We start from the raw sequence: 26,141 nt of genomic DNA on the forward strand, positions 1-26,141 counted from the left end.
AATGAAACTTACCCCCAATGAAGAGGGTAAAATTTAGGGGACGCAAGTTTAAGGCCCACGCCCCCGGACAGTCAAGGTGACTGTTCTCTTTTTAACCACCCAGGTGTGAGTAACTACCCCTAGGTGGCCGCCGTTTACCTCAGCCTTCGCGGTTGAGCTCGGCACTCAGTGCTTCTTCTACATCGGCCGCAGTCACGCCCTGCTGTTCCAGTTCGCGTTTGCGACGACGCGCCGCGTGATACGCCAGACCAGTACCCGCAGGTATCAGTCGACCAACCACCACGTTTTCTTTCAGGCCGCGCAGGTAGTCACGCTTACCGGTTACTGCACCTTCGGTGAGTACCCGCGTGGTTTCCTGGAACGAAGCCGCAGAGATAAACGATTCGGTTGCCAGCGACGCTTTGGTAATGCCCAACAACAGACGCTCGAACCGTGCCGGTTCTTTGTCGGCGACATTAGCCGCTTCGTTGGCTTCCAGTACCCTGTTGATTTCGACAGAATCGCCGGAAATCATCTGGGTATCGCCCGGATCGGTAATTTCAACTTTGCGCAGCATCTGACGCACAATAACTTCGATGTGCTTGTCGTTGATGACTACGCCCTGCAGACGGTAAACGTCTTGGATTTCGTTGGTAATGTACCTTGCCAGCTCAACCACACCCAGCAGACGCAAAATATCGTGCGGGTTTGACGGGCCGTCCGAGATTACCTCACCCTTTTCAACCGTTTCGCCTTCAAACACGTTCATCTGACGGTGCTTGGGAATCAGCACTTCGTAGACATCGGCGTCACGCGGGGTGATCACCAGGCGCTTCTTACCTTTGGTTTCCTTGCCAAACGACACTGTGCCGCTGACTTCCGCAAGAATCGACGACTCTTTCGGGCGACGAGCCTCAAACAGATCGGCAACCCGCGGCAGACCACCGGTGATGTCACGGGTCTTCGAGCTTTCCTGGGGAATACGTGCAACCACGTCACCCAACTCGATGCGCGCGCTGTTGGCCATAGTTACCAGAGCGTTGGCAGGCAGGAAGAAGATCGCCGCGCCTCCCATCGGCAGATCAACATCGTTGCCGGCTTCATCCAACATCTGGATAGCAGGACGAATGTCCTTACCAGCGGCCGGGCGCTCTTTCGGATCGATAACTTCCATGGTCGACAGACCGGTAAGATCGTCGGTCTGGGTGCGCACGGTAATGCCCTGGTCCATGTTAACGAACTTGGCTGTACCTTCGGCTTCGGCAATGATCGGGTGAGTGTGTGGATCCCATTTGGCGACCACGACACCCGCTTCAATCACGTCGCCGGTTTTCACTGACAGTACAGCACCGTAAGGCAACTTGTACCACTCGCGCTCACGGCCCTGTTCGTCGGCAATCGCCAACGCCGAGGAGCGGGAGATAACAACCAGCGAACCGTTGCTCTTTTCCAGCGACTTCAAGTTGTGCAGGCGAACGGTACCGCCGTGCTTGACCTGAATATTGTCTACCGCAGAAGCCCTACTTGCCGCACCACCGATGTGGAAGGTACGCATGGTCAGCTGAGTACCCGGCTCACCAATAGACTGAGCTGCTATAACACCAACAGCTTCGCCCACGTTCACCTGATGGCCACGGGCCAAATCACGCCCATAGCACTTGGAGCAGATGCCGTGTCGGGTATTACAGGTAATCGCAGAGCGTACCCATACTTCGTCGACACCCGCGCCTTCAATCGCTTCGATGGCTTTTTCATCCAACAAAGTACCGGCCAAAATAATGGCGTTGTCTTTGTCGGTCGGCGTAAACGCATCACGTGCGGTTACCCGGCCCAATACCCGCGCACCCAAAGGCACAACAACGTCGCCGCCTTCGATGTGCGGTATCATCAGCAGACCTTCGGTGGTTCCGCAATCTACTTCGGTAACCACCAGATCCTGAGACACATCCACCAGGCGACGGGTCAGGTAACCGGAGTTCGCGGTCTTCAGAGCGGTATCTGCCAAGCCTTTACGAGCACCGTGGGTGGAAATAAAGTACTGCAGTACGTTAAGACCTTCACGGAAGTTAGCGGTAATCGGCGTTTCGATGATCGAGCCATCCGGCTTGGCCATCAAGCCACGCATACCTGCTAGCTGACGAATCTGCGCCGCGGAGCCCCGAGCGCCGGAATCGGCCATCATGTAAACGGAGTTAAAAGACTCCTGCATGACCGGCTCACCGTTTTCATCCATCAACGGCTTGCCGTCAGGCCCCATAACCGCTTCTTTCGACAGGCGCTCCATCATGGCCTTAGAGACCTTGTCATTCGCGCGTGACCAGATATCGATAACCTTGTTGTACTTTTCGCCCTGGGTCAGCAGACCGGACGCGTACTGGTTTTCGATGTCTTTTACTTCCTGTGTCGCAGCATCCACCAGCTGGTACTTCTCTGGAGGAATCTCGAAGTCATTAAAGCCAATCGAAATGCCGGATACGGTGGCGTACTGATAACCGGTGTACATCAGCTGGTCAGCAAAAATAACCGTTTCTTTCAGACCCGCGTCGCGGTAACAGATGTTGATCAGGTTAGAGATCGCTTTCTTGACCATCGGCTTGTTGATCAGGCTGTAAGACAGACCGTCAGGCACAATGTCAAACAACAGCGCACGACCCACCGTGGTTTCCACGATGTTATAACTCTCGCTGCGGCTGCCGTCTTCGGCGATCACCACTTCCCTTACGCGGACTTTAACGGTGGCTTGCAGGTGTACTTTGCCTGCGCCGTAAGCGCGGTGTACTTCTTTAACATCGGCAAACACCATGCCCTGGCCAAGCGCGTTTTTGCGCTCGCGGGTCATGTAATACAAACCCAGTACCACGTCTTGCGACGGCACAATGATAGGCTCGCCGTTTGCCGGTGACAGCACGTTGTTGGTGGACATCATCAACGCCCGCGCTTCCAGCTGGGCTTCGATAGTCAACGGTACGTGTACCGCCATCTGGTCCCCGTCGAAGTCGGCGTTGTAAGCAGCACACACCAGCGGATGCAGCTGGATAGCCTTGCCTTCAATCAGTACCGGTTCGAACGCCTGAATGCCCAAACGGTGCAGCGTAGGCGCACGGTTCAGCATGATCGGGTGCTCACGGATGACTTCGTCCAGAATGTCCCAGACCACACCCTCTTCGCGCTCGACCATTTTCTTGGCCGCCTTGATGGTGGTGGCCAGGCCGCGATGTTCAAGTTTGGAGAAAATAAATGGCTTGAACAATTCCAGCGCCATCTTCTTGGGCAGACCACACTGGTGCAAGCGCAAGTACGGGCCTACTACGATGACCGAACGGCCAGAGTAGTCGACTCGCTTACCCAACAAGTTCTGACGGAAACGACCTTGCTTGCCTTTAATCATATCGGCAAGAGATTTCAGCGGACGCTTGTTAGTGCCAGTAATGGCACGGCCACGGCGTCCGTTATCCAGCAACGCGTCAACCGCTTCCTGCAACATGCGCTTTTCGTTACGCACGATAATATCAGGAGCGTTCAGCTCCAACAGGCGCTTCAGGCGGTTGTTACGGTTGATCACCCGACGGTACAAATCGTTCAGGTCGGAGGTCGCAAAACGACCACCGTCCAACGGTACCAAGGGGCGAAGGTCTGGCGGCAGCACCGGCAGAACGGTCATCACCATGTCGCCCGGCTTGTTGCCGGAGTACAGGAACGCCTCAAGAATTTTCAGACGCTTGCTGAATTTCTTGATCTTGGTTTCCGAGTTGGTCTGCGGAATTTCTTCACGCAAACGGTCAACTTCTTCCTGCAGGTCGATGGCTTGCAGAAGCTCTTTGATGGCCTCGGCGCCCATGCGAGCGTCGAACTCATCACCGAACTCTTCCAGAGCTTCGAAATACTGCTCGTCGTTGAGCAGCTGACCGCGCTCCAGCGTCGTCATACCTGGTTCGATCACGATGAAGGATTCGAAGTACAACACCCGCTCGATATCGCGCAGAGTCATATCCAACATCAGACCGATGCGTGACGGCAGCGACTTAAGGAACCAGATGTGAGCTACCGGGCTGGCCAGCTCTATGTGACCCATGCGATCGCGGCGGACGCTGGCCAAAGCCACTTCCACGCCACACTTTTCGCAAATAACACCGCGGTGCTTCAAGCGCTTGTACTTTCCGCACAGGCACTCGTAGTCTTTGATCGGGCCAAAAATCTTGGCACAGAACAAACCGTCACGCTCTGGCTTGAACGTGCGGTAGTTGATCGTTTCAGGCTTTTTCACTTCACCGAAGGACCAGGAACGGATCATGTCAGGTGATGCCAGACCAATACGGATGGCATCAAATTCTTTGCTCTGATTCTGGCTCTTGAGAAGATTCAATAAATCTTTCATCAGTAAAAGCTCCGGATGGCGTTAATCTCGGGCGGGCACCTTTGGTGCCCGCTCACGCTGCCAAAAACAATTCGGCTCAATCGGATTCCAGCTCGATGTCGATACCCAACGAGCGAATTTCTTTGACAAGAACGTTGAAGGATTCGGGCATGCCCGGCTCCATACGATGATCGCCATCAACAATGTTCTTGTACATTCTGGTCCGACCGTTTACATCATCAGACTTGACGGTAAGCATTTCCTGCAGTGTATACGCTGCACCGTAGGCTTCCAGAGCCCACACTTCCATCTCGCCAAAGCGCTGACCACCGAACTGCGCCTTACCACCCAGCGGCTGCTGGGTAACCAGGCTGTACGACCCAGTGGAACGAGCGTGCATCTTGTCATCGATCAAGTGGTTCAGCTTGAGGATATACATATACCCTACTGTGATCGGACGATCGAAAGCATCACCGGTACGACCATCGAACAGTCGGGTCTGACCGGTTGTGCTAAGACCTGCGAGCTCGAGCATGTGTTTAACTTCAGCTTCTTGAGCACCATCAAACACCGGCGTAGCCATGGGCACACCACCGCGAAGGTTGTTGCACAGGTCGAGGATTTCCCGATCGTTCAAGGAATCCAGATCTACCTGTGTCACTTCAGCTGAATGGTTGTAAATCTCATCCAGCAGTTTACGAAGTTCAGCAACCTTGCGCTGCTCGTCCAACATACGACTGATACGCTCGCCCAGGCCTTTGGCTGCGGCACCCAAATGGGTTTCCAGCACCTGACCCACGTTCATGCGCGAAGGCACACCCAGAGGGTTCAGAACGATATCAACGGTGTTGCCGAACTCGTCATACGGCATATCTTCAATCGGCTTGACCGCCGAAATTACGCCCTTGTTACCGTGACGACCCGCCATCTTGTCACCTGGCTGGATGCTGCGCTTGATAGCCAAGTACACTTTGACGATTTTCTGAACGCCCGGCGCCAGATCATCGCCCTGCTGCAACTTACCTTTCTTGTCGTCAAAACGCGCTTCGTGATCTTTCTTGCGCTCTTCCAGGCCCTGCTCGGATTTCTCCAGCAGTTCGTTCAAATCGTCGCCTTTCATACGCAATTTGAACCACTCCGGACGCGGCAGATTCAACAGATAATCCGCTTCCAGCTTGCTGCCTTTTTTCAGGCCTGGGCTACTGATCACTTCCTGGCCCTCAAGGGCATTCAGCAAGCGCTCGTAGGTGGCGCCTTCAACAATGCGATACTCGTCCTTCAAATCTTTGCGGTACTTGTCCAACTGCTGCTTTTCAATCACTTGCGCACGCTGGTCCTTTTCGATGCCGTCACGGGTAAATACCTGAACATCGATAATCGTACCACGGGTGCCTGTCGGCACACGGGAGGAGGTGTCTTTCACATCAGACGCCTTCTCACCGAAGATAGCTCTTAGAAGCTTTTCCTCCGGCGTCAACTGGGTTTCACCTTTCGGTGTTACCTTGCCGACCAGAATATCTCCGGCGCTGACTTCCGCACCAATATAGACAATACCGGACTCATCGAGCTTGGACAGCGCGCTTTCACCCACGTTCGGGATGTCGGCGGTAATTTCTTCGCTACCCAGCTTGGTATCCCGCGCCACACAGGTCAGTTCCTGGATGTGAATGGTGGTCAGGCGATCTTCCTGCACCACTTTTTCGGAAATAAGGATGGAATCCTCAAAGTTGTAACCGTTCCAGGGCATGAACGCGATACGCATGTTCTGGCCCAGCGCCAACTCACCAAGATCTACCGATGGACCGTCGGCCAGTATGTCACCACGAGCAATGACATCGCCCTGACGCACAATCGAGCGCTGGTTAATACAGGTGTTCTGGTTCGAGCGGGTGTACTTGGTGAGGTTATAAATATCCACACCCGCATCACCAGCTTCGGTCTCTTCGTTGTTCACACGCACTACAATACGTGCCGCGTCAACGCTTTCAATTTCGCCGCCACGACGAGCGGTTACGCACACGCCAGAATCCTGGGCCACAATACGCTCTACACCAGTACCCACCAAAGGCACTTGTGCACGTAGCGTAGGTACGGCTTGGCGTTGCATGTTCGCACCCATCAAAGCGCGGTTAGCATCATCGTGCTCGAGGAATGGAATCAGCGACGCGGCTACGGAAACAACCTGACGCGGTGACACGTCCATGAAGTTAACCGCTTCCGGTGGCATAACCGTGGTTTCGTTTTGGTGACGAACCGTTACCAGCTCCTCTACCAGACGATTACCGTCGTCCATCTCTGCGCTGGCCTGGGCGATAACGTAGTTGCTTTCTTCAATAGCAGACAGATACACCAGCTCGTCAGTGACCAAGCCGTCGGCTACTTTCCGGTACGGGCTTTCTAAAAAGCCGTAGGAGTTAGCACGGGCAAAAGTCGCCAGAGAGTTGATCAGGCCGATGTTCGGGCCTTCCGGTGTTTCGATCGGACACACACGTCCGTAATGGGTCGGGTGTACGTCGCGAACCTCAAAGCCGGCGCGCTCACGGGTCAGACCGCCTGGCCCAAGCGCAGAAATGCGGCGCTTGTGAGTCACTTCTGACAGCGGGTTATTCTGATCCATAAACTGGGACAGCTGGCTGGAGCCAAAGAACTCCTTCACCGCCGCCGCAACTGGCTTGGCGTTGATCAGGTCCTGAGGCATCAAACCTTCGCTTTCTGCCAGGCTCAGACGCTCACGCACGGCGCGCTCTACGCGCACCAAACCAACGCGGAACTGGTTTTCGGCCATCTCGCCCACACAACGCACACGACGGTTGCCCAGGTTATCGATGTCGTCTACCTGGCCTTGTCCGTTACGGATGTCGATCAGCGTCTTAAGCACGTCGATAATATCGGCGTGGGTCAGAATACTCTCACCGGTGCTTTCATCGCGGCGCAAACGACGGTTCAACTTCATACGGCCGACTGCAGACAGGTCGTAGCGTTCTTCAGAGAAGAACAAATTGTTGAACAGATTTTCCGCCGACTCTTTCGTGGGCGGCTCTCCGGGACGCATCATCCGGTAAATTTCTACCAGTGCTTCCAGCGGTGTGCGGCTAGGATCGTTGCGCAAGGTGTCCGACATGAACGGACCACAATCCAGATCGTTGGTGTACAGCGTTTCAATGTCCGTAACACCGGCGCCCAGGATGGTGGTGATCAGCTCTGCCGTCAGCTCCGCGTTACACTCAACCAGCATTTCCCCGGTTTTGGTGTCGATCATGTCTTTGGCCAAAACGCGGCCATACAAATACTCGGTCGGCACTTGCAGCTCGGAGATATTGGCTTTTTCAAGCTGCTTGATATGGCGCGCGGTAATACGGCGGCCTTCTTCAGCAATCACGTTACCGTCGCTGTCTTTAATATCAAAAGTTGCGATATCGCCACGAAGCCGGCTTGGAACCAATTCGAGCTTGCACGTTTCAGCGCCAATGTGGAACTTCGAGGTTTCGAAGAACATTGCCAGTATTTGCTCGGAGGTGTAACCCAGCGAGCGCAGCAGGATGGTCGCCGGCAATTTGCGGCGACGGTCGATGCGCACAAATACGGCATCTTTCGGGTCAAACTCGAAGTCCAACCAAGAACCACGATAAGGAATCACCCGGGCTGAGTACAACAGTTTGCCGGAGGAGTGGGTCTTACCCTTGTCGTGATCAAAGAATACACCAGGTGAACGATGCAGCTGGGAAACGATAACACGCTCGGTACCATTGATAACGAAGGTACCGTTTTCAGTCATCAGGGGCATTTCGCCCATGTAGACTTCCTGTTCCTTGATGTCCTTGATCGCCTTGTTGGACGATTCACGGTCATAAATAATCAGGCGAACTTTTACGCGCAAAGGCGCGGCATAGGTGACGCCCCGAAGCTGACATTCTTTGACGTCAAAAACCGGCTCACCTATACGGTAACTCACGTATTCAAGCGCGGCATTACCAGAGTAACTGGCAATCGGGAATACGGATTTGAAGGCCGCATGAAGACCGGTTTCCCGGCGATCTTCAGCAGCAGATTCGCTTTGAAGGAAGTCCCGGAACGAGTCCAGCTGAATAGACAGCAAATAGGGGACATCCATCACGGACGGCAACTTACTAAAATCTTTGCGGATCCGTTTTTTTTCAGTGTAGGAGTAACTCATCTGCATTCCCCAGCGTTAAATCTGATACCTGGTATCAAGAAGCAATCATTGTTCTGCTTCGGGGCCGAATTGCTCGGCATATCGCGCCGTCTTGAACGTGAACCTGATTACGGCAAGGTGGCTCAAAATCAACCAAAAACCGCTTTCAGACTCTGTAGCATATACAACAGAAAAAGGCCGGTGGCTCATAAGCCACCAGCCTGACCATGCTAGTGCATGGCGCCGATCAGAAACCGACTACTACTTAAGCTCAACAGAAGCGCCTGCTTCCTCAAGCTTCTTCTTGGCTTCTTCAGCTTCGGCTTTGCTGGCGCCTTCCTTAATAGTAGAAGGAGCGCCGTCAACCATTTCCTTCGCTTCTTTCAGGCCCAGGCCTGTCAGCTCGCGAACGGCTTTGATGACGTTAACTTTCTTTTCGCCAATTCCGGTCAATACTACGTCGAACTCGGTTTGCTCTTCAACAACTTCAGCGGCAGCGGCAGCAGGTGCAGTGGCAACAGCAGCGGCAGCAGAAACGCCGAATTTTTCTTCCATTGCTTCAACCAGAGCAACAACATCCATTACGCTCATTTCAGCAATTGCGTTCAAAATCTCTTCGTGGGACAGAGCCATGACTTTCTCCGAAAAATAATAAAATGGTGTTCAACAGAATCAAGCAGCTTCTTGCTTCTGGTCGCGAACTGCCGCTACTGCACGGGTTACTTTGGTTGGAACTTCGATCAAAGTACGTGCGAGCTTGGTGATTGGTGCCTGTGTAACCGCTGCCAGCATAGTCAACGCTTCGTGACGCGTTGGTAGCTTGGCAAGGCGATCGATCTGGTCTGCGCTCATCAAAACTCCGCCAACGGCAAGACCTTTGATTTCGAACGCTTCTTTCTCTTTGGCAAAATCTTTCAACAGACGCGCAGCGGCGCCTGGATCTTCCATCGAAAAAGCCAGAATAGTCGGGCCGACCAGGGCCTCGCCGATGCACTCGAACTCAGTGCCGCGAATGGCGATCTTAGCCAGGTTGTTACGAACGACCTGGAGATGCACATTGTCAGCACGAGCTCTTGCACGCAGAGCCGTCATATCACCAGAGGTGACACCACGGTAGTCAGCCAGAACAACAGACAGAGCACCACCGGCAGTCTCGTTGACTTCAGCGACGATCGCTTTCTTGTCTTCGAGTCTAATTGCCACTGGATTTCTCCTCGATTTCGCCGGGAAAATCCCGGCAAACCCATCTATGCCCTCGAAAGCTTCTCAGCAAAACGCTACTTTCTGTAGCGGCTGCGGTCGACTTTCTGCGGGCTCCTAACGGTGTTTGGGTTCAGAGAACGTCTTCACACCGTCTGCGCAGGTATTGCTTTAACCCTTGTAGCACTCTCGAGAGAGCCGCTTCGGGGGCCTGCGGTCTTTGACAGCCTTGGCTTCCGCCCAGACTACAAAGCAACTATCGCCAATCGCCTAGATATCCAGGACGCTTTGATCGATAGTCAGGCCAGGACCCATAGTCGAGGACAGTGTTATCTTTTTCAGATACACGCCTTTCGACGATGAAGGCTTGGCCTTTTTCAGATCTGCCAAGAGCGCTTCCAGGTTTTCCTGAATGTTCTTCGCAGAAAATTCAACATTACCCAATGGAGAATGGATAATGCCGTTTTTATCAGTACGGTAGCGAACCTGACCTGCTTTGGCGTTTTTAACCGCCGTGGCTACGTCTGGGGTTACAGTACCTACTTTCGGGTTTGGCATTAGACCGCGAGGGCCCAAGATCTGACCAAGCTGGCCCACAACGCGCATAGCGTCAGGACTGGCAATAACCACGTCAAAATCCATATTGCCTTTTTTAATTTCATCGGCCAAATCATCCATACCAACAATGTCGGCACCGGCTTCTTTGGCTTTCTCAACGTTAGCGCCCTGGGTAAATACAGCAACGCGAACCGTTTTACCAGTACCGTGCGGCAGAACCGTGCTGCTACGGACAACCTGATCGGATTTACGCGCATCCACACCCAGATTTACGGCAACGTCTACAGATTCGTTGAACTTGACGTGCTGACCCAACTCAACCAGAAGGGCGACCGCATCTTCCATAGAATATGCACGACCAGCTTCTACTTTTTCACGAATCAGCGTTTGGCGTTTGCTTGGCTTTGACATGTTACAGGCCCTCCACTGTCAGGCCCATACTGCGGGCTGTACCTGCAATAGTCCGAACCGCTGCTTCCATAGTGGAGGCGGTTAGGTCCGGCTCTTTCATTTTCGCAATTTCTTCGAGCTGTTCGCGAGTTACCTTGCCAACTTTATCGGTGTTCGGGCGACCAGAACCGCTTTTCACGCCTGCGGCTTTTAGCAGCAGTACCGGTGCGGGCGGCGTCTTGGTGATGAACGTAAAGCTGCGGTCACTGTATACTGTGATCACGGTAGGAATAGGCAGTCCCTGCTCCATGTCCTGCGTCTTGGCGTTGAACGCCTTGCAGAATTCCATGATGTTTACGCCGCGCTGACCCAAAGCTGGGCCAACCGGGGGGCTTGGATTGGCCTTACCGGCAGCAACCTGTAGCTTGATATAGGCATCAATTTTCTTTGCCATGATAACTCTCCTATGGGTTCAAACGCTTTTCAGCTCCCCGTTTGCAGACACAAAAAGCCCGCAACGCCATGGCGCGCGAGCTCTTATCTTATTGCTACCGAATCAGTCTTTTTCTACCTGACCAAACTCCAGTTCAACCGGGGTGGATCGGCCAAAGATTAATACAGCAACCTTGACACGGCTCTTACCGTAATCAACTTCTTCAACAACACCGTTAAAGTCCGCGAAGGGTCCTTCAACGACACGAACAACCTCGCCTGGCTCAAACAGAGTTTTAGGCTTGGGCTTGTCAGCGCCACTTTCAAGGCGGCGTAGAATTGCGTCCGCTTCCTTTTCAGTAATAGGCGCCGGCTTTTCTTTCGTACCACCAATGAACCCAAGAACGCGCGGTGTATTCTTTACAAGATGCCATGTTGCGTCTTCAAGTTCCATCTGGACCAATACGTATCCAGGATAGAATTTACGTTCGCTTTTGCGCTTCTTGCCGTCGCGCATCTCAACGACTTCCTCGGTCGGAACCAGGATCTCGCCAAACTGCTCTTCCAGTCCGTTAAGAGCAATGCGCTCCTTCAGGGTGCGCATTACATGCTTTTCGAAGCCAGAATACGCATGTATCACGTACCAGCGCTTAGCCATTGCCCACTCCCGTTAACCGATAAATCCGGCGACCAACAAACTGATTAGCGAGTCCATAACCCACAACAACAAAGCCACAACTAAAACAAACACAATAACTATAGCTGTTGTCTGAATGAGTTCCGGCCTTGTGGGCCAAACCACTTTGCGAATTTCGACACGCGCTTCTTTTAGAAGAGCAGCAAAGCGGCCGCCACGTGATGTCTGCACTGCAATAAAAGCCGCAATAGCAGCTAATACCACTAATGCAATCACGCGATAAAGCAAAGACTCAGCAGCAAAATACTGATTACCGACCACGCCAACCGTGACCAGCAAAAATACTACAAGCCACTTTACAACATCCAAGCGGCTGCTTGATTGAACAGATCTTGACTCCATAGGAATCAACTTATGTATCTAGATGTTAAAAAATGGCAGGCCAGGAGGGAATCGAACCCCCAACCTGCGGTTTTGGAGACCGCTGCTCTGCCAATTGAGCTACTGGCCTGCACCGAAACAACTCAGTGCACTTTCACCCTAGTAACACCCTAACTCGGATATTACTCGAGAATCTTGGCGACAACACCGGCGCCTACGGTACGGCCACCTTCGCGAATCGCGAAGCGCAGACCATCTTCCATGGCGATCGGAGCAATCAAAGTCACTTCCATCTTCACGTTATCACCTGGCATAACCATTTCTACGCCTTCTGGCAATTCACAAGCACCGGTGACGTCGGTGGTACGGAAGTAGAACTGCGGGCGATAGCCCTTGAAGAACGGAGTATGACGGCCGCCTTCGTTTTTGCTCAGTACGTACACTTCGCACTCAAACTTGGTGTGCGGCTTCATGCTGCCTGGCTTACACAGAACCTGACCACGTTCAACGTCATCGCGCTTGGTGCCGCGCAACAGTACGCCAACGTTCTCGCCTGCACGACCTTCGTCCAGCAGTTTGCGGAACATTTCAACGCCGGTGCAAACCGTCTTAACGGTGTCTTTAAGACCAACGATTTCCACTTCTTCGCCAATCTTGACAACACCACGCTCTACACGACCGGTTACAACTGTACCACGACCAGAGATAGAGAATACGTCTTCGATAGGCATCAGGAACGGCAGATTAATCGCACGCTCAGGCTCGGGGATGTACGAATCCAGAGCTTCTACCAGCTTACGAACAGCGGTAGTGCCCATTTCGTTATCATCTTTGCCTTCCAGCGCCATCAACGCAGAGCCAGTGATGATCGGAGTATCGTCAGCCGGGAAGTCGTACATTTCCAGCAGATCGCGTACTTCCATCTCTACCAGTTCAAGCAGCTCTTCATCGTCAACCATGTCCGCTTTGTTCAGGAACACAACGATGTAAGGAACACCTACTTGACGTGACAGCAGGATGTGCTCGCGGGTCTGCGGCATAGGGCCGTCAGCAGCGGAGCAAACCAGAATAGCGCCGTCCATCTGCGCCGCACCCGTGATCATGTTCTTCACATAGTCAGCGTGGCCCGGGCAATCTACGTGTGCGTAATGACGGTTCGGGGAATCATACTCAACGTGAGACGTCGCGATGGTAATACCACGCGCACGCTCTTCAGGAGCATTGTCGATCTGGTCAAAAGCACTTGCGGAACCTGTTCCCCATACGTCGTGACATACACGCGTCAGGGCAGCTGTCAGAGTGGTCTTACCATGGTCAACGTGACCAATGGTGCCCACGTTCAAGTGTGGCTTTTTACGTTCGAATTTAGACTTAGACATCTGACAAACTCCCTAATCAACCAGGACTGTAACGTTGACCGGCAAATAATGGAGCTCATGAGCGGAGTTGAACCGCTGACCTCATCCTTACCAAGGATGTGCTCTACCGACTGAGCTACATGAGCACAAGAACTAAATTGGAGCGGGCAGTGGGAATCGAACCCACATCATCAGCTTGGAAGGCTGAGGTAATAGCCATTATACGATGCCCGCGAGCAATAATGGTGGAGGGGGCAGGATTCGAACCTGCGAAGCTTTCGCGTCAGATTTACAGTCTGATCCCTTTGGCCACTCGGGAACCCCTCCGAGCTAAATCCGCTACGCGGATCTGCAAAAACTTTAAATTGGAGCTGGCGGACGGAATCGAACCCCCGACCTGCTGATTACAAGTCAGCTGCTCTACCAACTGAGCTACGCCAGCCCACACTCGCCTTAACAACGAGGCCGGTATACTACGGATTATCTTTTGGCTTTGCAACACCTTGGCGCTCATTGAGAGCAACAAAATGGATTCGCCAAGAACAACCTGCAATTACCGGAAAGACTGCTCATCAATATGAGCAGCTCCATGCAAAAACGAAGGCGTAGCTTAGCCGAAATCACGTCATCTTGGCCACCCTTAGCTGAGGTTTCGGCCCACTTTTTTGAACCAACGACGCAATTATGGCTTTAAATTATTAACAGGACTGCTCACGATGAATTTGCGCAAGGCCATTAAGCACCAGTTCCGGCTCCAAGCGCCCCTGCAGACCGATGCGCTGGAGTCGTGCGGCGTCGCCGCCGGTCAGTATCGCGTCACGCAAACCATAGCTCTGCATATTTTCCATTATTCGATCGGACAGCGCCGCAGCTAACCACGCTAGCCCGTGATTGACGCATTCGCTGGTCGACAGCCCGGGGCGAATATTCTCGCCCGACTCCGTCTCAAAACCAATGCGCGCCGCATCGCTACTCAGGCTGCGCAGCATCATCTGCAACCCAGGAAGTATAAAGCCGCCCAAGTGACGCCCGCTTGCAGCAACATAGTCGACCGTCATTGCACTTCCAGCATCAACCATCACGAAACCCTGGTGTTCGCTCTGCCAGGCAGCGTACATGCCATGCCAACGGTCTGCCCCCATCTTCTGAGGCTGCTGGTAACCGTTAACCAAGCCATTGCGCTCGCGCTCAGACCAGTAACAGATGACCGGAGCAGCAAACTGCAACTCCAGAGCTGCCATCAGGTTACGTCGGCTATGCTCGGAGGCTACAGTCGATACTGCTACGGATTGCACCCGCTCACCTTTAGGCAGACACAGAGCGTGTAAAGGGTCAGGGTCAGTCAAAAGACCATAGCCAAGGGCAAGCACCTCAGCACTATCCTGGCGCTCAAGCCTCCATTTAAGGCGGGTGTTTCCGGAGTCGACCAACAATATCACGAAGCGGCCCGCAAGCTAATCTCACCCGAGCGCACAGAAAACTCGCCTTTATCTGTGCGCAACACATAGTTACCACTGCTATCAACGCCTTGCCCAGTGCCTTGCCGCTCTCCGTCCCGGGCCATGAGCTCACGGTTAAAAAACTCGTCCCGCGACTGCCAGGAGTCACGGAACCCAGCAAAGCCAACACGCTGAAATTTTTCGCTGGCATCTACAATACTAGCCGTAAGATTGCTTACTAGGGCACTGCGGTTCCAAGTCAGTTGCGGCCGCGCCAGTGCAAGACTGGTCCAAGGCTGGTCAATGTCCGGCGCTTCGGTCATGTGCACATTCAGACCGAGGCCTACAATGGCATGCACTACACCTTCCTGTAGCTCGCCTTGGAGCTCAACAAGGATTCCGCCAACCTTTACGCCATCAATGAAAATGTCATTTGGCCACTTCAACCCTACCGGCGCAGCTCCAAGACGCTCCAACGCTTCTGCGACGGCTACCCCCAGCACCAGACTAAGACCATCCACTGCCGAAAACCCACCGGACAAAGACAGCCCCACACTCAGATAGATATTCTCACCCGCCGGACTGGCCCAGAGCTGACCACGACGGCCACGGCCGGCTGTTTGTGTTTCGGCGGTAACAACAGGCGTTGCACACTCTCCTCTGACCAGCATGCGCATCACTTCCGCGTTGGTCGAGTCAATTTCATCAACTACGCTCAACGTCAGCGGCCGCGAACTAGCGGAGTTGAGGTTTTTTACGATGGCCTCCTGATCCAGAAAGTCCACAAGAGTTGTTAACTGATAGCCACGGCCACGCACGGTTTGTACGTTAAAGCCTTCCTTCAATGCCCGGCGCACAAGCTTCCAGATCGCGGTGCGGCTAACGCCGAACTCGATGGCCATTGACTGTCCAGAATGGATTTTGCCGTCATTCAAACGGGTTATCAGTACCTTGGTTTTCATTTAGGGATGCCCGTGGCCAATGACTAAACGCTGGATTACACACTAAATCTGTACCAATTCAAAGTCTACGTTTGATCTCGTAACTGGTAAATCACCAAACGGGAACATACCGGGGGACGGATTTGAAATCTGTCCCTTACCTTTCTTCGGGGACAGGGGACGGATTTTAAATCCGTCCCCTGTTTCGCTTTTTCCAGGCAAAAAAAAGCCCCCACCGCGTAAGCGGAGGGGGCTTTTAGCAATAAGAGTCTGACGATGACCTACTCTCACATGGGCGAACCACACTACCATCGGCGCAGGCCTGTTTCACTTCTGAGTTCGAGATGGGATCAGGTGGTACCAGGCCGCTATGGTCGTCAGACAAAACGGTTGATCACTGGGGGATGAGATAGAACATTGGCTTGTTGGGCCGTGATATTGATTTTTTCGTCGTTATCCGTGTTGTGTCAAACCCAATTGTCTTGGGTGTTATATAGTCAAGCCGCACGAGCAATTAGTATCGGTTAGCTCAACGCCTCGCAGCGCTTACACACCCGACCTATCAACGTCCTGGTCTTGAACGGCTCTTCAGGGGCCTCTAGGGCCCAGGGAGATCTCATCTTGGAAGGGGCTTCCCGCTTAGATGCTTTCAGCGGTTATCCTATCCGAACATAGCTACCGGGCAATGCCACTGGCGTGACAACCCGAACACCAGAGGTTCGTCCACTCCGGTCCTCTCGTACTAGGAGCAGCTTTCCTCAAATCTCCAACGTCCACGGCAGATAGGGACCGAACTGTCTCACGACGTTCTAAACCCAGCTCGCGTACCACTTTAAATGGCGAACAGCCATACCCTTGGGACCGGCTTCAGCCCCAGGATGTGATGAGCCGACATCGAGGTGCCAAACACCGCCGTCGATGTGAACTCTTGGGCGGTATCAGCCTGTTATCCCCGGAGTACCTTTTATCCGTTGAGCGATGGCCCTTCCATACAGAACCACCGGATCACTATGACCTACTTTCGTACCTGCTCGACGTGTCTGTCTCGCAGTCAAGCGGGCTTGTGCCATTACACTAACCGTACGATGTCCGACCGTACTTAGCCCACCTTTGTGCTCCTCCGTTACGCTTTAGGAGGAGACCGCCCCAGTCAAACTACCCACCACACAGTGTCCTCATCCCCGATAAGGGGACCAAGTTAGAACCTCAAACATGCCAGGCTGGTATTTCAAGGTTGGCTCCACGCAAACTGGCGTTCACGCTTCAATGCCTCCCAGCTATCCTACACAAACATGTTCAAAGTTCACTGTGAAGCTATAGTAAAGGTTCACGGGGTCTTTCCGTCTAGCCGCGGATACACCGCATCTTCACGGCGATTTCAATTTCACTGAGTCTCGGGTAGAGACAGCGCCCCCATCGTTACGCCATTCGTGCAGGTCGGAACTTACCCGACAAGGAATTTCGCTACCTTAGGACCGTTATAGTTACGGCCGCCGTTTACCGGGGCTTCGATCAAGAGCTTCTCCGTGAGGATAACCCCATCAATTAACCTTCCGGCACCGGGCAGGCGTCACACCGTATACGTCCACTTTCGTGTTTGCACAGTGCTGTGTTTTTAATAAACAGTCGCAGGGGCCTGGTATCTTCGACTGGCTTCTGCTCAACCCGCAAGGGGTGTCACATACCACCAGCGTGCCTTCTCCCGAAGTTACGGCACCATTTTGCCTAGTTCCTTTACCCGAGTTCTCTCAAGCGCCTTGGTATTCTCTACCTGACCACCTGTGTCGGTTTGGGGTACGGTCTCAAATCACCTGAAGCTTAGAAGATTTTCCTGGAAGCATGGCATCAATAACTTCCCGCCACATGGGCAGTCGTCATCGCGTCTCAGAATTGAGGACCCGGATTTGCCTAAGTCCCCTCCCTACACGCTTAAACCGGGACGACCGTCGCCCGGCTTACCTAGCCTTCTCCGTCTCTCCATCGCAGTGATCCAAGGTACGGGAATATTAACCCGTCTCCCATCGATTACACCTTTCGGTCTCACCTTAGGGGCCGACTCACCCTGCGCCGATTAGCGTTGCGCAGGAACCCTTGGTCTTCCGGCGTGCGAGTTTTTCACTCGCATTGTCGTTACTCATGTCAGCATTCGCACTTCTGATACCTCCAGCAAGCTTCTCAACTCACCTTCGCAGGCTTACAGAACGCTCCCCTACCCCGCATACAAAGTATGCAGCCGCAGCTTCGGTATCCAGTTTGAGCCCCGTTACATCTTCCGCGCAGGCCGACTCGACTAGTGAGCTATTACGCTTTCTTTAAAGGATGGCTGCTTCTAAGCCAACCTCCTAGCTGTCTGAGCCTTCCCACATCGTTTCCCACTTAACTGGAATTTTGGGACCTTAGCTGGCGGTCTGGGTTGTTTCCCTCTTCACGACGGACGTTAGCACCCGCCGTGTGTCTCCCGGATAGTACTCACAGGTATTCGGAGTTTGCATCGGGTTGGTAAGTCGGGATGACCCCCTAGCCGAAACAGTGCTCTACCCCCTGTGGTATTCGTCCGAGGCGCTACCTAAATAGCTTTCGGGGAGAACCAGCTATCTCCGGGCTTGATTAGCCTTTCACTCCGATCCACAAGTCATCCCCTGGCTTTTCAACGACAGTGGGTTCGGTCCTCCAGTTGATGTTACTCAACCTTCAACCTGCTCATGGATAGATCGCCCGGTTTCGGGTCTATGCCCAGCGACTAATTCGCCCTATTCAGACTCGGTTTCCCTACGGCTCCCCTAAACGGTTAACCTCGCCACTGAACATAAGTCGCTGACCCATTATACAAAAGGTACGCCGTCACAGAACAAGTCTGCTCCGACTGCTTGTACGCATACGGTTTCAGGATCTATTTCACTCCCCTCACAGGGGTTCTTTTCGCCTTTCCCTCACGGTACTGGTTCACTATCGGTCAGTCAGGAGTATTTAGCCTTGGAGGATGGTCCCCCCATGTTCAGACAAGGTTTCTCGTGCCCCGTCCTACTCGATTTCACTAGACTCAGGTTTCGGATACAGGGCTATCACCCACTATGGCGGCACTTTCCAGAGCCTTCTCCTACCCGTTGTCCAGCTTAAGGGCTAGTCCCCGTTCGCTCGCCGCTACTTAGGGAATCTCGGTTGATTTCTTTTCCTCGGGGTACTTAGATGTTTCAGTTCTCCCGGTTCGCCTCTTACACCTATGTATTCAGTGTAAGATACCCAGCCTAAACTGGGTGGGTTTCCCCATTCAGAAATGTCCGGATCACAGCTCGTTTGCCAGCTCCCCGAACCTTATCGCAGGCTTCCACGTCTTTCATCGCCTCTGACTGCCTAGGCATCCACCGTATGCGCTTAGTTGCTTGACTATATAACCCCAAGACAACTGACTCTAAATAGAACCACGAAAAGACACCTTAGCCGAAGCCAAGACGTTCCAGGTGGAACTGATTAGAGATAGTCACTCGAAGTCATACACAACCACTTCAACGACAACACCGGATAACGCTTGAAAAAATCGTTATCACTTGAACACGTCTCTCAAAGACCGTAGAGAAACGTATTCGTGTTCTATCTCATCCAATTTGTTAAAGAGCAAATCTGACCCAGTGATCAGAAAGAAGACCTTCAGACTTAGCGGACGCTAAACTGAAACACTTATTTCTGTACACTGACCGAAGTCAGGCATTCAGGGTAACCAAGTAACTTAGAACGTCTACGAACCCACACATTCACAAATCTGTGTAATGGTGGAGCTAAGCAGGATCGAACTGCTGACCTCCTGCGTGCAAGGCAGGCGCTCTCCCAGCTGAGCTATAGCCCCAAAAAGCTATTTCTAGAATTTTGTAAATCTAGGCATTTTCGGTCGCCGCATAGCTTTCTATGCAAGTCCGGAAATAACGACGAGTTACAAGATTCTGGTGGGTCTGGGTGGAGTTGAACCACCGACCTCACCCTTATCAGGGGTGCGCTCTAACCAACTGAGCTACAGACCCGATTATCACGCCATCTTGTCGTGCCTGGACTGCGTTGCGGCTCTCACTCAGTTGGTCACGTACAACAGTACGCTCCCGTCTTCACTCCATCCGCGCCTTGCCAGACTCAACAATCTGTCGCGCTAATTCAGCGGGTCGGTCGAGACCCTTTGCTCTCTTTAATCAATCAACCAAGTAATTCGTGTGGACTCTGACCGAAGCGTTCGGCATCGTTTAAGGAGGTGATCCAGCCCCAGGTTCCCCTAGGGCTACCTTGTTACGACTTCACCCCAGTCATGAACCACACCGTGGTAATCGTCCTCCCGAAGGTTAGACTAACTACTTCTGGTGCAATCCACTCCCATGGTGTGACGGGCGGTGTGTACAAGGCCCGGGAACGTATTCACCGTGACATTCTGATTCACGATTACTAGCGATTCCGACTTCACGGAGTCGAGTTGCAGACTCCGATCCGGACTACGACGCGTTTTGTGAGATTGGCTCCCCCTCGCGGGTTTGCAGCCCTCTGTGCGCGCCATTGTAGCACGTGTGTAGCCCTGGCCGTAAGGGCCATGATGACCTGACGTCATCCCCACCTTCCTCCGGTTTGTCACCGGCAGTCTCCCTAGAGTTCTCAGCATTACCTGCTAGCAACTAGGGATAGGGGTTGCGCTCGTTACGGGACTTAACCCAACATCTCACGACACGAGCTGACGACGGCCATGCAGCACCTGTGTCAGAGTTCCCGAAGGCACCGATCCATCTCTGGAACGTTCTCTGCATGTCAAGGCCAGGTAAGGTTCTTCGCGTTGCGTCGAATTAAACCACATGCTCCACCGCTTGTGCGGGCCCCCGTCAATTCATTTGAGTTTTAACCTTGCGGCCGTACTCCCCAGGCGGTCAACTTAGTGCGTTAGCTGCGCCACTAAGGATTCAAGATCCCCAACGGCTAGTTGACATCGTTTACGGCGTGGACTACCAGGGTATCTAATCCTGTTTGCTCCCCACGCTTTCGCACCTCAGTGTCAGTGTTGGTCCAGGTAGCCGCCTTCGCCACTGGTGTTCCTTCCTATATCTACGCATTTCACCGCTACACAGGAAATTCCACTACCCTCTACCACACTCTAGCCATGCAGTTCGAAGTGCCGTTCCCAGGTTGAGCCCGGGGCTTTCACATCTCGCTTACATAACCACCTACGCGCGCTTTACGCCCAGTAATTCCGATTAACGCTTGCACCCTCCGTATTACCGCGGCTGCTGGCACGGAGTTAGCCGGTGCTTCTTCTGCGAGTGACGTCAATCCTCAAGCGTATTAAGCTTAAGGCCTTCCTCCTCGCTGAAAGTGCTTTACAACCCGAAAGCCTTCTTCACACACGCGGCATGGCTGGATCAGGCTTGCGCCCATTGTCCAATATTCCCCACTGCTGCCTCCCGTAGGAGTTCGGGCCGTGTCTCAGTCCCGATGTGGCTGATCATCCTCTCAGACCAGCTACGGATCGTTGCCTTGGTAGGCCATTACCCCACCAACAAGCTAATCCGACTTAGGCTCATCTAATAGCGCAAGGTCCTCTCCGAAGAGCGGATCCCCTGCTTTCCCCCGTAGGGCGTATGCGGTATTAATCCGAGTTTCCCCGGGCTATCCCCCACTACTAGGCAGATTCCTAAGCATTACTCACCCGTCCGCCGCTCGACGCCTGGTAGCAAGCTACCATCGTTTCCGCTCGACTTGCATGTGTTAAGCCTGCCGCCAGCGTTCAATCTGAGCCATGATCAAACTCTTCAGTTTAAATCATACAAGATCCGAAGATCTTAAATCTGCTCAAGACAAAAACTCAATTCTTGACGAGTCGTTGACTTGGTATTTCTTACCGAAATACTCCAGTCAGCGCCCACACGAATTACTTGGTTAATTTTTTAAAGAGCGTTTGAGCCGTGGCTCAATCAGGAGGCGAATTATACATCGTTTCGCTGCCCTGTCAACCGTTTATTTCGAGAAGCTTCAGAAGCATTTCCTTCCAAACCCCCCAACCTAACCGGCCGGTACTGCTTGATTCGAGAAGCGCATTCTACAGCGTATCCGAACCGTGTCAACCGTTTTCGCGTTCAAAGTTTAAATCACATTTCCTAAACTTTTCAACGTCTTACTAAACAGTTTCCGCTCGATTCCTGCCCCTCTAAAACCGGCTGTCCCTCAAGCGAGATGCGCATTCTACAGACTTCTCGGGACAGGTCAACGGGGAATTTGAAGAAAGTTCAAATTCCCCGTTATCCGCCTATTTCACCATAGTGATACGAGCAACCTTCTTCTTGCCGGCCTGGATGACACAGGTGTCGCCTTCGGCAAACATTCTGTCACCCTCAAGCTTCACCCCATCTATAAAGACGGCCCCGCGGCCCAGTACATCCCGCGCTGCCGCACCGTTCTTAACCAGTCCGGCCATACGCAGCACCGTACCAATCGCCAGCTGCTCCCGCCCCTCCAACGCAACGCTTACCTCTGGCACGTTGTCGGGTATTTCGCCTAGCGTCACACGGTTGCCCGCAGACTTGTGGGCAGTCTTCGCCGCTTCTTCATTATGGAAGCGGGTGATCAGCTCTTCTGCCAGCAGCTTCTTATAGTCCTGCGGATTGGCTCCGGAACTTACCTGGGCCTGGAACGCTTCCACTTCAGCCAGAGGCCGGAAACTCAGTAGTTCAAAGTAACGCCATAACAACTCATCGGGTACTGACAGAAGCTTGGTGTACATTTCACCAGGCGCGTCATTCACACCCACATAGTTACCCAACGACTTGGACATCTTCTGTACACCATCCAGGCCTTCAAGAATGGGCACCGTCAATATGACTTGCGGCTTCTGGCCGTAGTGCTTCTGCAATGCCCGACCCATCAGCAGGTTGAACTTCTGATCGGTACCGCCCAGCTCGACATCTGCCTCCAGGGCGACCGAATCGTATCCCTGAATGAGAGGGTATAGAAATTCGTGTATCGCAATCGGCTGACCACCAGTGTAACGCTTGTCAAAATCGTCGCGCTCGAGCATGCGGGCCACCGTATACTGTCCCGCCAAAGCAATCATGTCGGCGGCACTCATTTTGCTCATCCACTCAGAGTTGAAAGCCACGCGGGTTTTGGCAGGGTCCAGAATTTTGAACACCTGCTCTTTATACGTAATCGCATTAGCCGCTACCTGCTCGCTGGTCAGCGGCGGCCGGGTAGCGCTCTTGCCCGACGGGTCACCAATCATACCGGTGAAGTCGCCGATCAGGAAAATGACCTCGTGGCCCAAATCCTGGAACTGGCGTAATTTGTTAATCAGCACCGTGTGACCAAGATGAAGATCGGGCGCAGTGGGATCAAAACCAGCCTTTACACGCAGCGGGCGCCCTTCTTTGAGCTTGGCAACAAGCTCCTCTTCAGGAATTAGCTCGTCGATACCACGCTTGATCAGCGCCAGCGATTCATCAATCGATGCCATGAAAACCCCACCTCATAATTTGACTTGAAACAGCTCCAGTTCACAGAGTTCAATGACAACCCTGCCTATTCGCCGCGACTTTGCTAAGATACTATCGTTCGGTTTTTGACCATCACTGCACAGCCGTGGCGACGCATTGTAACAATCGCGCTCCGAGAAATCCGCGCAACAAACACCGCAACTGTAATGTTGACGTCTGTTGCCGGTGATTCTTATACGGTAATCTATCAGTCGAATTACTAAAATCGGCTTTAATACAGCGGCACACGCTGCCGGAATCTCGACTTAAACGGGTGAAATACGTGTTCAAAACATTCCCCAAGACCCACATTACAATCGCAGCAGCGGCGACCGTTGTTGTTACCACTGCCGCGCTGATGAGCCCGAGTGCAGATGTAGAAGCCAAGCGTATGTCCATCGCGCTTGATCTTGAATCGGGCACAGCCACCACCGTTGTTACTACTCTTTCTACGGTGCCAGCATCTTTAGTGCCCGGGGCAAAGACAGAAGCACCCCAGGCATCGAGCACTCCAACCGACGTAAATTCGAACCTGACGGCGACCGTCGCGCCTTCAACCATTCGTACCAATGAGGCGAAGGAGGTCCTTCTCCCCAGCCTTGGCAAGCCGGCAATAAACTGGCAATCGTTTGATGTTCGCTCAGGTGATACTTTATCGACTTTGTTCAAAAGAGCCGGCTTTAACGACGGCATTATGCTGTCGGTTATTCACGGAGCAGGCGAAGCGAAGAAACTGCAGCGCCTCTACGCTGGTGAAACCATCCGCTTCGCCACGAACTCTGAAGGCATCCTTACAGGGGTTGAGCTGCAACGCAGCAAACTGGAACGTTTAAGCATAACTCTTGGCACCGACGGCTTCACTGGAAAAAAGGTGGTTCGTGAACCAGAGGTGCGAACAGCGTTTGCCAAAGGCACCATCGATGGTTCCCTTTATCTGGCCGCCCGCGCCGCTGGTATGGACGACCGGCTAACAATGGAAATGTCTGGCATTTTTGGCTGGGACATCGATTTTGTATACGACGTGCGCAAAGGTGACCGCTTTGAAGTGATTTATGAAGAGCTTTATCTTGACGGCGAAAAATTTGGCAGCGGACGCATCCTGTCGGCTAACTTTGTTAATCGCGGCGAAGACAACATTGCCATGCTGTACACAGACGCTCAGGGTGACACTGATTACTACAGCCCCACCGGCAGAAGCATGCGTAAAGCCTTTTTGCGCGTACCACTGAACGCGCGGGTTTCATCATCCTTTAACTTGCAGCGCCGGCATCCGGTATTGGATGTTGTCAGGCCCCACGAAGGCACCGACTACGCGGCGCCCCCAGGAACGCCCATCAAAGCCGTAGGCAACGGTCGAATCAAATTTGCCGGCTGGAAAGGCGGTTACGGCCGCACGGTTGTGCTGGCACACGGCGACAATATTACAACGCTCTATGCCCACATGAGCAGACTTGGCAAAGGCATCAAAAATGGCGGACGGGTGAAGCAAGGCGAAACCATTGGCTACGTTGGCTCTTCCGGCATGGTCACTGGCCCGCACTTGCACTATGAGTTTCGGGTTAACGGTGCGCCGCGCAACTCACGCACCGTTAAGCTGCCAGACGCCAAACCCATTCCGAAAACTGAACTGACCCGCTTCAAACAGGTCACACAGCAACAGCTGGCGCAGTTCAACACGTTACGCGGCAATGAAAAACAGCCTTTGACTCTGGCTTCAGGGAAGTAAACATGACTGCCTGGATAGGGCTGATGTCTGGCACCAGCATGGACGGCATAGACGCCGTGCTGGTGTCATTTGAAACCAACACCATAAAATTTCACGCTCGCCACACTCTGCCTTACCCTGTCGAACTTCGAGCCAGACTAGAACTGGCCGCACAGAATCACGCAACACCCGATGAGCTGGGTGAACTGGACACACTGACGGGCCAACTGTTTGCCGAGGCTGCCAACATCGTTATTCAGCAATCTGGCATACCCTTAGCAGATATTGGCGCAGTGGGCAGCCATGGCCAAACCATACGCCACCAGCCTAGCGGCAGTGCGTCATTTTCCCTGCAAATTGCCAATCCCAGCATTATCGCCGAGCACACCGGAGTAGCCACTGTTGCCGATTTTCGTCGCCGTGACATGGCCGCTGGGGGTCAAGGCGCACCACTGATGCCGCTGTTTCACCAATCGTTCTTCAGTAGCGCAGAGGAAGATCGCTGCATTATCAATCTGGGTGGCATTGCCAATATTACCTGGCTGCCGAGGGCCGGAACAGGAAGCGTTTACGGGTTCGACACAGGCCCGGCCAATGCCCTGTTAGATGCCTGGTGTGCTGACCAGACTGGTCGTCATTTTGACTCTGACGGCCGTTTGGCCGAAGAAGGCATTGTCAACGAGGCGCTGCTCAGTGATCTGTTTACTGACGCCTACTTTGCAAGCCCGGCACCGAAAAGTACCGGCAAAGAACGTTTTAACCTGGGCTGGATAAAAACCCGGCTGCAGCGTTACCCAAACTTACTTGCCCCCGATGTGCAGCGCACACTGCTGCAGCTGACAGTGCTCAGTATTGCTCAGCAAATGCCGCAATCGAACGCGTTTAAAGTGTACGTGTGTGGCGGAGGGGCGCTGAATCCGGTGTTAATGCGCGAACTGTCCCAGGCGCTTAGCCCGGCTGCCGTGTGCAGCACGGAGGAGCTTGGGCTCGACCCGCAATGGGTGGAACCGGTCGGGTTTGCCTGGCTGGCCCGTCGCACCGTTCTGGGACTGAGTGGAAACCTTCCAGAAGTAACCGGCGCCAGCGGGCCGAGAGTATTGGGAGCTATCTACCCGGCCTGATAAACG

Annotated in this window: 14 protein-coding genes, 7 tRNA genes and 3 rRNA genes; 2 read left to right on the forward strand and 22 right to left on the reverse strand. The window is 53.3% G+C overall.

The features are described from left to right. Positions 1 to 139: 139 nt before the first annotated feature. The 22 genes from rpoC to tyrS all read right to left on the reverse strand — a co-directional run bounded on the left by rpoC (position 140) and on the right by tyrS (position 23,290). Entirely contained in the window at positions 140 to 4,354 is a 4,215-nt protein-coding gene (gene rpoC, locus ATG98_RS04320; protein WP_098422218.1) for a DNA-directed RNA polymerase subunit beta', read from the reverse strand. A gap of 76 nt (positions 4,355 to 4,430) precedes the next feature. Beyond that, complete coding sequence (gene rpoB / locus ATG98_RS04325) at positions 4,431 to 8,507, reverse strand: DNA-directed RNA polymerase subunit beta (protein ID WP_098419652.1); 4,077 nt, start codon at positions 8,505 to 8,507, stop codon at positions 4,431 to 4,433. A 240-nt stretch (positions 8,508 to 8,747) separates the two neighbouring features. Continuing rightward, positions 8,748 to 9,119, reverse strand: coding sequence for a 50S ribosomal protein L7/L12 (gene rplL / locus ATG98_RS04330; RefSeq protein ID WP_098419653.1), 372 nt, complete (start codon positions 9,117 to 9,119; stop codon positions 8,748 to 8,750). Positions 9,120 to 9,158: 39 nt separating this feature from the next. Next, positions 9,159 to 9,689, reverse strand: a complete 531-nt coding sequence (gene rplJ, locus ATG98_RS04335; protein ID WP_098419654.1) for a 50S ribosomal protein L10 — start codon at positions 9,687 to 9,689, stop codon at positions 9,159 to 9,161. A gap of 267 nt (positions 9,690 to 9,956) precedes the next feature. After that, complete coding sequence (gene rplA / locus ATG98_RS04340; protein WP_098419655.1) at positions 9,957 to 10,655, reverse strand: 50S ribosomal protein L1; 699 nt, start codon at positions 10,653 to 10,655, stop codon at positions 9,957 to 9,959. 1 nt (position 10,656) lies between these two features. Further along, on the reverse strand, positions 10,657 to 11,088 hold the full coding sequence (rplK, locus tag ATG98_RS04345) for a 50S ribosomal protein L11 (RefSeq protein WP_098419656.1): 432 nt from the start codon (positions 11,086 to 11,088) through the stop codon (positions 10,657 to 10,659). A 102-nt stretch (positions 11,089 to 11,190) separates the two neighbouring features. Further along, complete coding sequence (gene nusG, locus ATG98_RS04350) at positions 11,191 to 11,724, reverse strand: transcription termination/antitermination protein NusG (protein ID WP_098419657.1); 534 nt, start codon at positions 11,722 to 11,724, stop codon at positions 11,191 to 11,193. 12 nt (positions 11,725 to 11,736) lie between these two features. Continuing rightward, positions 11,737 to 12,105 carry a preprotein translocase subunit SecE gene (secE, locus tag ATG98_RS04355; RefSeq protein WP_098419658.1) on the reverse strand — a complete coding sequence of 123 codons (369 nt, stop codon included), beginning with the start codon at positions 12,103 to 12,105 and terminating at the stop codon, positions 11,737 to 11,739. Between the two features lie 33 nt (positions 12,106 to 12,138). Then, a tRNA-Trp gene (locus ATG98_RS04360) sits at positions 12,139 to 12,214 on the reverse strand. A gap of 52 nt (positions 12,215 to 12,266) precedes the next feature. After that, positions 12,267 to 13,463 (reverse strand): elongation factor Tu, encoded by a 1,197-nt coding sequence (gene tuf, locus ATG98_RS04365; RefSeq protein ID WP_098419649.1) that lies wholly within the window; start codon positions 13,461 to 13,463, stop codon positions 12,267 to 12,269. Positions 13,464 to 13,512: 49 nt separating this feature from the next. After that, positions 13,513 to 13,588, reverse strand: a tRNA-Thr gene (locus ATG98_RS04370). Positions 13,589 to 13,601: 13 nt separating this feature from the next. Further along, positions 13,602 to 13,676, reverse strand: a tRNA-Gly gene (locus ATG98_RS04375). 9 nt (positions 13,677 to 13,685) lie between these two features. After that, a tRNA-Tyr gene (locus ATG98_RS04380) sits at positions 13,686 to 13,769 on the reverse strand. Between the two features lie 39 nt (positions 13,770 to 13,808). Next, positions 13,809 to 13,884: transfer RNA gene (locus ATG98_RS04385), tRNA-Thr, on the reverse strand. A 256-nt stretch (positions 13,885 to 14,140) separates the two neighbouring features. Continuing rightward, positions 14,141 to 14,881 carry a type III pantothenate kinase gene (locus ATG98_RS04390; protein WP_098419659.1) on the reverse strand — a complete coding sequence of 247 codons (741 nt, stop codon included), beginning with the start codon at positions 14,879 to 14,881 and terminating at the stop codon, positions 14,141 to 14,143. Beyond that, entirely contained in the window at positions 14,878 to 15,843 is a 966-nt protein-coding gene (locus ATG98_RS04395; protein ID WP_098419660.1) for a biotin--[acetyl-CoA-carboxylase] ligase, read from the reverse strand. Before ATG98_RS04395 ends, ATG98_RS04390 begins: the two co-directional genes overlap by 4 nt. Before the next feature lie 247 nt (positions 15,844 to 16,090). Beyond that, positions 16,091 to 16,204: ribosomal RNA gene (rrf, locus tag ATG98_RS04400) — 5S ribosomal RNA — on the reverse strand. A 111-nt stretch (positions 16,205 to 16,315) separates the two neighbouring features. Next, positions 16,316 to 19,208: ribosomal RNA gene (locus ATG98_RS04405) — 23S ribosomal RNA — on the reverse strand. Between the two features lie 379 nt (positions 19,209 to 19,587). After that, positions 19,588 to 19,663, reverse strand: a tRNA-Ala gene (locus ATG98_RS04410). A gap of 95 nt (positions 19,664 to 19,758) precedes the next feature. Beyond that, a tRNA-Ile gene (locus tag ATG98_RS04415) sits at positions 19,759 to 19,835 on the reverse strand. 214 nt (positions 19,836 to 20,049) lie between these two features. Then, a 16S ribosomal RNA gene (locus tag ATG98_RS04420) occupies positions 20,050 to 21,600 on the reverse strand. Together the 16S, 23S and 5S rRNA genes with 2 tRNA genes alongside form the textbook arrangement of a ribosomal RNA operon. A 487-nt stretch (positions 21,601 to 22,087) precedes the next feature. Beyond that, positions 22,088 to 23,290 carry a tyrosine--tRNA ligase gene (tyrS, locus tag ATG98_RS04425; protein ID WP_098422219.1) on the reverse strand — a complete coding sequence of 401 codons (1,203 nt, stop codon included), beginning with the start codon at positions 23,288 to 23,290 and terminating at the stop codon, positions 22,088 to 22,090. Between the two features lie 302 nt (positions 23,291 to 23,592). Here tyrS and ATG98_RS04430 point away from each other — a divergent pair, with 302 nt between their 5' ends. Continuing rightward, the gene (locus tag ATG98_RS04430; RefSeq protein WP_098424371.1) at positions 23,593 to 25,035 is read left to right on the forward strand and encodes an OapA family protein; all 1,443 of its coding nucleotides are present in this window, start codon (positions 23,593 to 23,595) and stop codon (positions 25,033 to 25,035) included. 2 nt (positions 25,036 to 25,037) lie between these two features. After that, positions 25,038 to 26,135 carry an anhydro-N-acetylmuramic acid kinase gene (locus tag ATG98_RS04435; RefSeq protein ID WP_098419662.1) on the forward strand — a complete coding sequence of 366 codons (1,098 nt, stop codon included), beginning with the start codon at positions 25,038 to 25,040 and terminating at the stop codon, positions 26,133 to 26,135. Positions 26,136 to 26,141: the final 6 nt, after the last annotated feature.

Origin of the sequence: Marinobacter sp. LV10R520-4 (assembly GCF_002563815.1) — a bacterium.
In the GTDB taxonomy this organism is placed as follows: Bacteria; Pseudomonadota; Gammaproteobacteria; order Pseudomonadales; family Oleiphilaceae; genus Marinobacter.